Origin of the sequence: Phenylobacterium sp. (assembly GCF_031425575.1) — a bacterium.
Taxonomy (GTDB): Bacteria; Pseudomonadota; Alphaproteobacteria; order Caulobacterales; family Caulobacteraceae; genus Phenylobacterium.
In genome coordinates this window covers 24,579-35,709 of sequence record NZ_JANPJP010000256.1, presented here as the reverse complement: position 1 = coordinate 35,709, position 11,131 = coordinate 24,579, and the positions used below count along the sequence as shown (strand labels likewise).

Annotated in this window: 8 protein-coding genes; 3 read left to right on the top strand and 5 right to left on the bottom strand. The window is 67.1% G+C overall.

Annotated features, from left to right (window positions below):
• Both RMO97_RS14910 and RMO97_RS14905 read left to right on the top strand, forming a co-directional pair.
• Window positions 1-2,370, top strand: a 2,370-nt coding sequence (locus RMO97_RS14910; RefSeq protein WP_310541833.1) for a glutamate synthase-related protein, incomplete at its 5' end; no start/stop codon positions are given.
• Window positions 2,371-2,393: 23 nt separating this feature from the next.
• Entirely contained in the window at window positions 2,394-3,845 is a 1,452-nt protein-coding gene (locus RMO97_RS14905; RefSeq protein ID WP_310541832.1) for a glutamate synthase subunit beta, read from the top strand.
• A 138-nt stretch (window positions 3,846-3,983) separates the two neighbouring features.
• On the opposite strand, the gene RMO97_RS14900 is transcribed toward RMO97_RS14905, so the two are convergent.
• Complete coding sequence (locus tag RMO97_RS14900) at window positions 3,984-5,321, bottom strand: PAS domain S-box protein (RefSeq protein WP_310541831.1); 1,338 nt, start codon at window positions 5,319-5,321, stop codon at window positions 3,984-3,986.
• A 227-nt stretch (window positions 5,322-5,548) separates the two neighbouring features.
• Between RMO97_RS14900 and RMO97_RS14895 the strand changes: the two genes are divergently transcribed.
• Window positions 5,549-7,195, top strand: a complete 1,647-nt coding sequence (locus tag RMO97_RS14895) for an amidohydrolase (RefSeq protein ID WP_310541830.1) — start codon at window positions 5,549-5,551, stop codon at window positions 7,193-7,195.
• An 86-nt stretch (window positions 7,196-7,281) separates the two neighbouring features.
• Here RMO97_RS14895 and RMO97_RS14890 read toward each other — a convergent pair whose 3' ends face one another.
• The 4 genes from RMO97_RS14890 to RMO97_RS14875 form a co-directional block, all read right to left on the bottom strand.
• Window positions 7,282-8,280, bottom strand: a complete 999-nt coding sequence (locus tag RMO97_RS14890; RefSeq protein ID WP_310541829.1) for a 2-oxoglutarate and iron-dependent oxygenase domain-containing protein — start codon at window positions 8,278-8,280, stop codon at window positions 7,282-7,284.
• Window positions 8,280-9,005, bottom strand: coding sequence for a glutathione S-transferase N-terminal domain-containing protein (locus tag RMO97_RS14885; protein ID WP_310541828.1), 726 nt, complete (start codon window positions 9,003-9,005; stop codon window positions 8,280-8,282). The genes RMO97_RS14890 and RMO97_RS14885 overlap by 1 nt, the downstream gene beginning before the upstream one ends.
• A gap of 141 nt (window positions 9,006-9,146) precedes the next feature.
• The gene (locus RMO97_RS14880) at window positions 9,147-10,208 is read right to left on the bottom strand and encodes a glycine zipper 2TM domain-containing protein (protein WP_310541827.1); all 1,062 of its coding nucleotides are present in this window, start codon (window positions 10,206-10,208) and stop codon (window positions 9,147-9,149) included.
• A 97-nt stretch (window positions 10,209-10,305) separates the two neighbouring features.
• Complete coding sequence (locus RMO97_RS14875; protein ID WP_310541826.1) at window positions 10,306-10,995, bottom strand: DUF2306 domain-containing protein; 690 nt, start codon at window positions 10,993-10,995, stop codon at window positions 10,306-10,308.
• Window positions 10,996-11,131: the final 136 nt, after the last annotated feature.

Below are 11,131 nucleotides of genomic sequence, written 5' to 3'. Positions count from 1 at the left end.
GTCGGCCTGTCGTCGGAACTGATCGAGCAGTACTTCACCGGCACGGCGACCACCATCGAGGGCGTCAGCCTGAAGGAGATCGCCGAGGAGAGCGTGCGCCGTCACCGGGACGCGTTCGGCGACAACCCGATCTATCGCGACATGCTGGACGTGGGCGGGACCTACGCCTGGCGCCTGCGGGGCGAGGTCCACGCCTGGACCCCGGAGACCATCTCCCGACTGCAGCATGCGGTGCGGGCGAACCTGCCGGAGGACTACCGGGCCTTCGCCAACGCCATCAATGAGCAGAGCACCCGCCTGCTAACCCTGCGCGGCCTGATGCGCCTGAAGCCCGCCGAGGCCCCGCTACCGCTTGAGGCGGTGGAGCCGGCCTCGGAGATCGTCAAGCGGTTCGCCACCGGGGCCATGAGTTTCGGCTCGATTAGCCGTGAGGCGCACACCACCCTGGCCCTGGCCATGAATCGGATCGGCGGCCGATCGAACACCGGCGAGGGGGGCGAGGAGAGCGACCGCTACAAAACGCTTCCCGACGGCTCGTCCATGCGCTCGGCCATCAAGCAGGTGGCCTCCGGCCGGTTCGGCGTCACCACCGAGTACCTGGTCAACGCCGACGACATCCAGATCAAGATGGCCCAGGGCGCCAAGCCCGGGGAGGGCGGCCAGCTGCCCGGTCACAAGGTGGACGCCAACATCGCGCGTGTTCGGCACTCCACGCCGGGCGTCGGCCTCATCAGCCCGCCGCCGCACCACGACATCTATTCCATCGAGGACCTGGCCCAGCTCATCCACGACCTGAAGAACGTCAACTCCAAGGCCCGCATCTCCGTGAAGCTGGTGTCTGAGGTTGGCGTCGGCACGGTGGCGGCGGGCGTGGCCAAGGCGCGCGCCGACCACATCACCATCTCGGGCTTCGAGGGCGGCACCGGGGCCTCGCCCCTGACCTCCCTGACCCATGCGGGCTCCCCCTGGGAGATCGGCCTGGCCGAGACCCAGCAGACCCTGCTGCTGAACGGCCTGCGCACCCGCGTGGCGGTCCAGGCCGACGGCGGCCTGCGCACCGGCCGTGACGTGGCGGTCGCCGCTCTGCTGGGGGCCGACGAGTTCGGATTCGCCACCGCCCCGCTGATCGCGGCCGGCTGCATCATGATGCGCAAGTGCCACCTGAACACCTGCCCGGTTGGGGTGGCGACCCAGGACCCGATCCTGCGGGCCCGGTTCACCGGCCAGCCCGAGCACGTGATCAACTACTTCTTCTTCGTCGCCGAAGAGCTGCGCGAGATCATGGCCCAGCTCGGCTTCCGCACGATGAACGAGATGATCGGCCAGGTAGACCGCCTGGACATGCGCGAGGCCGTCGATCACTGGAAGGCCAGCGGCGTCGACCTGTCGAAGATTCTCCACGAGGTCCAGCCCGGCGAACCCAAGGGCCTGTGGAACCAGGACCGCCAGGACCACGGCCTGGACAAGGCCCTGGACAACACCCTGATCGCCGACGCCAAGGAGGCGCTCGCCAACCGCACCCCCATGCGCGGCGAGTACCCGATCAAGAACATCAACCGCACCGTCGGCGCCATGCTGTCGGGTGAGGTGGCCCGCGCCTATGGCCATGCCGGCCTGCCGGAAGACACCATCTCGCTGACTTTCAACGGGGCGGCGGGCCAGAGCTTCGGCGCCTTCGCGGCCCGTGGCGTCAGCCTGGAGCTGATCGGCGACGGCAACGACTATGTGGGCAAGGGCCTGTCGGGCGGCCGGGTGGTCGTGCGCCAGCCCAAGGACAGCCGCCGCGATCCGACCCAGAACATCATCGTCGGCAACACGGTGCTCTACGGCGCCATCTCTGGCGAAGCCTACTTCCAGGGCGTGGCCGGCGAACGCTTCGCCGTCCGCAACTCCGGCGCCGTCACGGTGGTGGAGGGCACGGGCGACCACGGCTGCGAGTACATGACCGGCGGCGTGGTGGTGGTGCTGGGTGACACCGGGCGTAACTTCGCGGCCGGCATGTCGGGGGGCATCGCCTATGTCTATGATCCGAAGGGCCGCTTCACGCCGCTGTGCAACGCTGCGATGGTCGACATCGAGAAGGTGGCCCCGGCCAGCGGCGGCGCCGACGATCCGGGCCGTCCCAGCCAGCGCTCCATCTCGGTGGACAACAACGGGATGGGCGACATGCTGGCCTACGACGCTGAGCGCCTGAAGATCCTGGTGGAACGCCACCTGCTCTATACGGGCAGCGCGCGGGCCCGGGAGATCCTGGACAACTGGGATATCTGTCTGACCTCCTTCGTGAAGGTCATGCCCAAGGATTATCGCCGGGCGCTCACCGATATGGCCGCCGAGCGTCTGGCGGCCGCCGCCGTCGCCGCCGAATAGAATTTCAGAGTCGGAGTAAACCCATGGGCAAGCCCACCGGCTTCCTGGAGATCGAGCGCCAGGATCGCGGCTATGACAGGCCGCAGGACCGCCTTCGCAACTGGAAGGAATTCGTCCACCCGCTGCCGCAGAAGGTGCTGAACAAGCAGGCCGCGCGCTGCATGGACTGCGGGATTCCGTTCTGTCACACCGGTTGTCCGGTGAACAACCAGATCCCGGACTTCAATAACCTAGTCTATCGCGACCAGTGGAAGATCGCGCTCGACAACCTGCAGTCGACGAACAACTTCCCGGAGTTCACCGGCCGTGTCTGCCCCGCCCCCTGCGAGGCGGCCTGCACCCTGAACATCATCGACACGCCGGTCACCATCAAGACGATCGAATGCGCCATCGTCGACAAGGGATGGGAAGAGGGCTGGATCACGCCGGAAATGTCGCCTCGCGGCACCGGCAAGCGCGTCGCGGTGGTGGGATCGGGTCCCGCGGGCCTGGCCTGCGCCCAGCAGCTGGCCCGCGCCGGTCACGCCACCACGGTGTTCGAGAAGAGCGACCGCATCGGTGGCCTGCTCCGCTACGGCATCCCCGACTTCAAGATGGAGAAGCACCTCATCGACCGCCGCGTGGCGCAGATGGAGGCCGAGGGCGTCATCTTCCGCACCAATATGGAGATCGGCGTCTCGGTCTCGGTGCAGCGGCTGCTGGACGACTACGACGTGCTGGTGATGGCCGGCGGCGCCGAGAACCCGCGCGACCTGGAGGTCTCCGGCCGCGAGCTGGACGGCATCCATTTCGCCATGGATTTCCTGGTCCAGCAGAACAAGCGCAACGCCGGCGACGACGAACTGCGCGCCGCGCCGCAGGGCGCGATCTCGGCCACCGGCAAGCATGTGGTGGTGATCGGCGGCGGCGACACCGGTTCCGACTGTATCGGCACGTCGAACCGTCACGGCGCGGCCTCGGTGACCCAGCTCGAAATCATGCCCGAGCCGCCGGTGCGCGAGAACAAGTTCATGACCTGGCCGAACTGGCCGCTGAAGCTGCGCACCTCGTCCAGCCACGAAGAGGGCTGCGAGCGCGACTTCGCCGTCGCCACCAAGCGGGCCATCGGCTCCAACGGCCGCATCGAGGCCCTGGAATGCGTGCGGATGGAGTGGGCGGCGGGCGACGACGGCCGTCAGGTGCTGAAGGAAGTTGAAGGCAGCGAGTTCCAGCTCAAGGCCGACCTCGTCCTGCTGGCCATGGGCTTTGTCTCGCCCAAGCACAACGCCTTCACTGAGCAGGCCGGGGTTGAGATCGACCCTCGCGGCAACGTGAAAGCCCCGGTCACCGACTACAAGACGACGACCCCCAACATCTTCTCCTGCGGCGACATGCGGCGCGGCCAGTCCCTGGTGGTCTGGGCGATCCGCGAGGGCCGCCAGTGCGCCCAGGCCGTGGACGCCTTCCTGATGGGTGCGAGCAAACTGCCCCGCTAAAGGAGGGGGCGGCCCCTCTCGAGGCCTAACGCTGCAGCGGGTTGCTCACCGGGTCCAGCCGGCCGGTGCCCGTGCGGCCGCGTTTCAAGCCTCTGATAGGCCTAAGCGGGTGCTGGCCTCTACGCCACGCTCCGCTCGTTAGAGCGGGAATGCGACGTCCACAATCAGCCCGGCCGGCTCCCACTTACGGGATATCGTGCCCCTTAGCTGGCGCGCGAGATTGTCCTTCAGGGACGAACCGAAGCCTTCCAGCGTCGGCTCCACAATCGTCGGCCCGCCGGATTCACGCCACCGGAGGGTCACCCTGCGCTCCTCGAGTGTCCAGGTGACCGACACGCGGCCTCCGCTACGGCTGCACGCACCATGCTTGTTGGCGTTGGTCGCCAGTTCGTGGAGCAGCATGCTGATGGGCTGAACTTGCTCCGGCGAAAGCTCGACCTCCGGGCCTCCCGCATCGACGCTGTCCTTGGGGCAAAGGGCTTGCAGTTCCTCCCTGACCACATCTTCGAGCCGCCCGCCTTCCCACCGACGGGTAGCCAAGGATGTCTGTGCGCGGGCGAGGGCGCCAATCCGGCCCGTGAGAACGTCCTTGTAGGTTTCCAGATCCGCGGCGCGCGTAAGTCTGGTGAGGGATTGCACGATGGAGAGCACGTTGCGCGCCCTGTGATCGACCTCCTGCATCAGCAGCTTGCGCGTCTCCTCGCTACGCTTTTCCCCACTGATGTTCCGCGCCTCAATGATGGTGCCGACGACCTTCGACTCGTCGTCTTGAATGGGGCTGGCGGTGAAGGCGACGGGATAGAAGGAGCCATCCTTGTGGACAAAGATCTCCTCCCCCTGTGTCCCGGCGTTCTCGGGAAATGCGCGGTCGATGGCGCATTCGGAAATGGGGAAAGGCGACCCGTCAGGGTGGGTGTGATGTATCACATCGTGGAGCGGGCGGCCGCTGGTCTCATGAAGAGCGTATCCTGTCAGTTGTTCCGCCGCCTTATTCATGAAGACGCAATGCTGACGGTCATCCAAGAGAAATACAGCCATAGTCGTGTTGTCTAGTATTGTATCGAGACGTCTAACTGTGTCTCGAAGTTCGGCTTCAATTCGACGATTAATTGTTGTATCTTGAATGGCGGCGTAGAAAACAACATCATCGTCTTCGTCGAACATCTGCAGTTTTACCGCGACATCGTAGTCAGTTCCGTCTTTCCGCCTGTGGATGGTATTGAAATCAAGCCTTGCGATCTCCCGCGATTGAAGCGGTCGGATCAGAACAAGAAAATCATCTCGTGTAATTTTAGGCTTCAAATCCCAGGGTGTGAGCAACGAAAGCTCTTCAATGCTGTATCCGAGGTTTTCCCGTGCGCCTTTATTGACGAGACGAAAGCGAAAATCATTCGCGGAGAATACATAAACTTCGCTGGCGGCTTCTTCAACGATGCGCCCAAGACGTTCACTCGTCACGGGGATAGACTTAGCCATGCTCGAAATTCCGGCCCTAAGGGATCATGCAGCTGAATATCCGTAGATAACCGCCGAACCCCTGACAATGGGTTCGGCACGACTCACAATGGTCGAGCTTGAGGTCGGAGACGGTCTGGCAAAGCTTAGGCAGATGGGCGGAAAGTCCTGGGAGCCGCGGCAACGCATTTCCCAGACCTCTGGGATCGTGGCTCTATTCCGTCATCATACGGGGAATCGTCACGACCATGCGCCGCCAACTCGCCAGCCTCGCCCTGACCGCCGGCCTCGCCGTTTCCGGCGTCGCCCAGGCCGCCGATCTGCTGATCTTCGGGGGGCCGATCTATACCGGCGTGGAGGCTCAGCCGAGGGTCGAGGCCCTGGTGGTCAAGGACGGCAAGGTGGCCTTCACCGGCCCGCTGGCCCAGGCGCGCAAGGCGGCCGGCAAGGCTCAGTCTATCGACCTGAAGGGGGCCGCGGCCTATCCCGGCTTCGTCGACGCCCACGCCCACCTGATGGGCGTCGGCCTGCGGGAGATGACCCTGAACCTGGAAGGGACCGCTTCGATCGCCGAGATGACCGCCAAGGTGAAGGCCTGGTCGCTCGCCCATCCAGGGCCTGAGGTGCTGTCGGGCCGCGGCTGGATCGAGACCCACTATCCTGAGAAGCGCTTCCCCAACCGCGCCGACCTGGACGCCGTGGTCTCCGATCGCCCCGTGGTCCTGGGCCGCTCCGACGGCCACGCTATCCTCGTCAATTCGAAGATGCTGGCCCTGGCCGGGATCACCCGCGACACCCCAGACCCCGCCGGCGGTCAAATCCTCCGGGACACCGAGGGTGAACCCACCGGTCTGCTGGTGGACAACGCCAAGGCCCTGGTGAAAGTCCCACCGCCGACCGAGGGGCAGATGCGCGAAGCCGCCCAGCGCGCGGCGGACCTCTACGCCTCCCGGGGCTGGACCGGGATGCACAGCGTCAGTGTCGCGGCCAGGGACGTGGCGATCCTGAACGCCATGGCGGCGGCCGGGACCCTGCCGATCCGGGTGGACAACTTCATGGACCTGTCCAGCCAGGGGACCCTGCTGACCATCGGCCCGTTCGCCGATCCCACCGGCCTGGTGCGGGTGAACGGCGTCAAGATGTACATCGACGGCGCGCTGGGCTCCCGGGGCGCCGCCCTGCTTGCGCCCTATGACGACGCGCCGGGGACCGGCCTGCTGCTGACGCCGCCCGAGGTGGTGGCCAAGACCCTGGCGGCGGCGCGCAAGTCCAAGGCCCAGATGGCCATCCACGCCATCGGCGATCGGGGCAACCGCCTGGTGCTGGACGCCTTCGAGACCGCCTTCGACGGCGACCCGGCGCAACTGCGCGCCGCGCGCTGGCGCATCGAGCACGCCCAGGTGATCTCCCCCAACGACATCCCGCGCTTCGCCGACAACGGGGTCATCGCCTCGATGCAGCCCTCCCACGCCATCGGCGATCTGCACTTCGCCCCGGCTCGCCTGGGGGAGGCGCGGCTGAAGGGCGCCTATGCCTGGCGGGCGCTGCTGGCCAGCGGCGCGCACCTGGCCGCGGGCACCGACGCGCCGGTGGAGAAGGGCGACCCGCTTATCGAGTTCTACGCCGCGACCTACCGCCACGACCTGAAGGGCTTCGCCGGTCCCAACTGGGGTCTGGACGAGGTTCTGACCCGGCCCCAGGCCCTGGCCATGCTCACCAAGGGCGCGGCCTATGCGGTGTTCCGCGAGAAGGATCTGGGCGACCTGGCGGTCGGCAAGGCCGCCGACATCTCCGTCTTCTCGGTCGACCTGATGACCGCGCCGTTCGCTGACATCGTCAAGGCCCACGCCGTGATGACCGTGGTGGGGGGCAAGGTGGTCTATCGCGCCAAGTAGCAGAACCGGCGGCGGCTTGACCTTGGTCCGTCGCGGCGACCGCCGCCTCGGCTCATGATCCGCCGAGGCGCGGCTGCGCAAGCGGCCTAGTTCAGAGCCTCGTCCACCAGGTTCGGGAACACCTTGGCGACCTTGGAGAGCAGGTAGTCGCCATAGGTCCCGGCGAAGTCGTGCACGCTGGCCCCGTCCCAGCGATCGTCCGCGCCGGTGATGATGGCCGCGCCGGGCAGGGGGACCATCTTCGCGGTGAAGTCCGGGTCGAAGAACAGCGGGAAGGACAGGCGGTCATGGCCGCTGACGTTCCTCACCCGGTGCGGTGTCGAGCGGTATCGCCCGCCGGTCAGCCGCTCCAGCATGTCGCCGATATTGCAGACCAGGGCGCCCTCGATGGGCGGCGCCTCGATCCAGCCGCCGGGCGCCTTGACCTGCAGACCGCCGTGACGGTCCTGGGCCAGCAGGGTGAGCAGGCCGTAGTCGGTGTGCTCGCCCACGCCCCAGGACCGGCTCCAGTCTCCCTCGCCCGGGCCCCGGGCCGGATAGTGGAAGATGCGGAACAGCACCGTCGGCTCGCCGGTGTAGGTGTCGCGGAAATAGTCGTCGCCCAGCCCCAGGCTGATGGAGACCGCTTCCATCAGACCCGCCGCCGCCCGGGTCGCTCCCGCCATGTAGGCCTCGGCCGCGAACCGCAGGCCGGGCAGGGCCTCAGGCCACAGGTTCGCGCCGTGCAGGGGCGTGCGAGCCATCACGCGCGGATGGTCCGCCGGCAGGTCGGTCCCGAGATAGAGGCCTTCCTTCAGGTCCGGGACGCCGGAGGTCAGCTCTCCACCGACCGGGAAGAAGCCCCGCCAGGCCCGACCGCCCCGGGCCATGTCGATCCTGAGCTTCTCGGCCGGGGGCAGGGCGAAGAACCTGCGGCTCTGGACCTCCAGGCCGGAGAGGACGTCCAGGTCGATCCCGTGCCCCGTCAGGTAGAAGAAGCCGTGCGCCTCGCAGGCCTGGGCGATCTCGCCCGCCACCCGCGCCCGGCCCGCCACGTCGCCGCGGTCGAACAGGGGGCTCATCTCGATGACGGGGAGGCTGGCCATCAGGCGTCGGGCGCCGGCCGGGCCCGCTGGTTGTAAAGCAGCTTCATGCGCCGGTCGCGTTCCTCGGGGGTGACCGTGGCAGGGTCCTCGGGCGGGCCGGCCACCACCGCCATGCCCTTCACAACGGAAGGACGCGCCGCCATCGTGTCCCACCAGCGCTTGAAGTATTTGAATTCGCTCATGTCTATGCCCTGCAACTCCCAGGAGGCGGTCCAGGGATAGGCGATCATGTCGGCGATCGTGTAGTCATCCCCGGCGATCCAGGGGCGGTCATAGAGCCGATTGTTCAGCACCCCGTACATGCGGTGCACCTCGTGGTTGAACCGGCGCTGGGCGTAGGACTGATCCCCATGCTTGGGGTCGACGCGGCTGAAGTGGCCGCGCTCGCCGGTCTTGGGGCCCTGGTTGGCCATCTGCCAGACGACCCACTGGTTGACCTCGTACTTGCCGCGCACGTCCTGCGGCCAGAATTTCCCGTACTTCTCGGCCAGGTACATCATGATCGAGCCGCTCTCGAAGACGCTCATCGGCGGTCCGCCGTCCGCGGGCTGATGGTCGACCAGCACCGGCATGCGGTTGTTGGGGCCGATCTTCAGATAGGCGTCGGTGAACTGGTCGCCGCGGCCGATGTTCACGGGCACGATGTTGTAGGCGACCCCCAGCTCCTCCAGCAGGATGGTGACCTTCTTGCCGTTCGGAGTGGGCCAGTAGTGGAGATCGAGCATTGGGGCCTCGCGGATTTCAATCGGCCGAGCCTAGGCGCGAGGCGGCCCGGCTCAACCCCACAAAATCTGAAGCTTCCCACATGCAAACGGGCCCCCGGCAATGCCGGAGGCCCGCTGCGTCATCGGCCGAGGCCGAAGGTCTTAATAGCCGCGCGGAGCCCCGTCGTTGTCGCGACGGTCAGCGCGGATGTTGCGGGCCACCACGTCCAGCTTGGCCTGGATGGTCGCGGCGTCGCGCCTGCCCAGCTGGCCATTGCGGTAGTGGCGCATGCCACGTTCCTGGCGGCTGATCATGTTGAGCGAGCGTTGCGCCTGTTCGGCCTCGGCCCGCGACAGGGAGCCGTCGTTCAACCCGCGTTGAATGCGTTCCTGCAGCCAGGCCTGGCGGCCACGGACGTCCATCGGAGAGCCGGACCAGCCCGTACCTTGCTGGTAGGAGGCGTTCTGACCATAGCCGCTTGCGGCGGGCGCTGTGGCGATCCACCGGCCTTGGCCGTCGTAATAGCCATATGATTGACCAGCGACCCAGCGGCCGTTGCTGTTGTAATAACCCGGCTGAGCGTCGGCGACCCAGACGCCGTTCGCGTCACGACGGCCGGCCGCCTGGCCGGGGATCCAGCGGCCATTGGCGTCGTAGCGGCCCGTGGCGGGGCCCGCGACCCAGCGACCGTTGCTGTAGTAGCCGCTGGCCGAGGCGCCGACCCACTGGCCGTTTACGTCGTAGTAGCCGCTGGCCGAGGCCGGCACGTAGCGGCCGTTGCGGTCATAGTAGCCGCTGGCCGAGGCGTTGGTGTTTGCGGCGACCCAACGGTTCTGGCTGTCGTAATAGCCGTTCGGCGCACCGTCGACCCAACGGCCGTCACGGTCGTAATAGCCGGCGGCGCTGGCCCGATCGACGCTGTTGGCGTGCCACGCACCATTGCTGTCGTAATAGCCGTAGGCGTTGGCGCTGGCGCAGTTGCTGCGCGACTTGGCGATCTGGTTGCCGGCGATCGCGCCGCCGATGGCGCCGATCACCGAACCTTCGGTGCGGGCGCCGTTGCCCGAGACCTGGCTGCCGAGTACGGCGCCGAGGCCGGCCCCGATGACAGTGCCGGCGACGCGGTTGTTACGCTGCTGTTCTTCGCAGGTTTGCTGGGCCATGGCGAAGGTCGGCAGCAGGGCCGCGGCGGCGATGCCGGCGGCGAGAAGGGTCTTGCGCATAGGGGGAGCTCCTGGGGACATGTATCCGTCCATCGGGATGCTCAACGCTGCGGCACGGTGGCGGTTCCTTAGGTGCCCAGGGGTAAGGGCGCGGGTGTCACTCTGCGGCCACGGTCGGCGTCGGAGCGAACCGCTTCGAGAGGGAGACCCGCACCAGCCAGAACAGCAACAGGACGAGCACAAGATTCTCGGGCGCCTCCAGGAGGGGCGAGCCCTGCAGGGCTTTGGGGAAGACGTCCTGCTGCCCGGTGAAGAAGGAACTGGCGGCGATGTAGAGGGCGCCGCACATCCGCCAGACGTGGCGGCGGATACGGGGGCGGTGGGTCAGGCCGCGGAGGGCCAGGGTCCAGCCATCGGTCGCCGCCCCCAGCGCTGCGAGTCCGGCGAAGGTGAAGTAGATCGCCGGGGGCACAGCGAAGGTCCCGTCAATCAGGTCGGTGCGGCCGTTCCCAGCGTCGATGCCAAGCAGGACGCCATAGGCTGCGACGCAGAGCCCCGCGGCCAGGGCAAGTCCTTCCAGGCGACCGGCCACGCCGTCGGGGCGGCGGGCCGCCATCCAGCCAGAGCCCACCAGATAGGCCGTCAGGCCAGCGGCCAGCACAGTCACCCGTATCCCGGCGAGGGCGGCGATGATCCCGCCCGTCACCGACATCAGCAGCATGGCGGCGAGGAAGACGTTTCCGGCCCTGCGGTGAAGCCGCCCGCCCTTTGGCGTGGCGAGCGCCGTCGCGCCCGCCACCAGGGCCAGAGCCCCCGCGAGGATATGCAGCGCCAGAGACCAGTTCATGTCGTGTCCCCTTTGACCCCCCAACCGCGGTTGCGCGCCAGGCGCAGACAAGCCGCGCCATGGAATCTAGGTTGCGATTCAATCTGGACCCATGATCGCATCGTTCGGCAAACATGACTTTCGGACTCACCCCGCG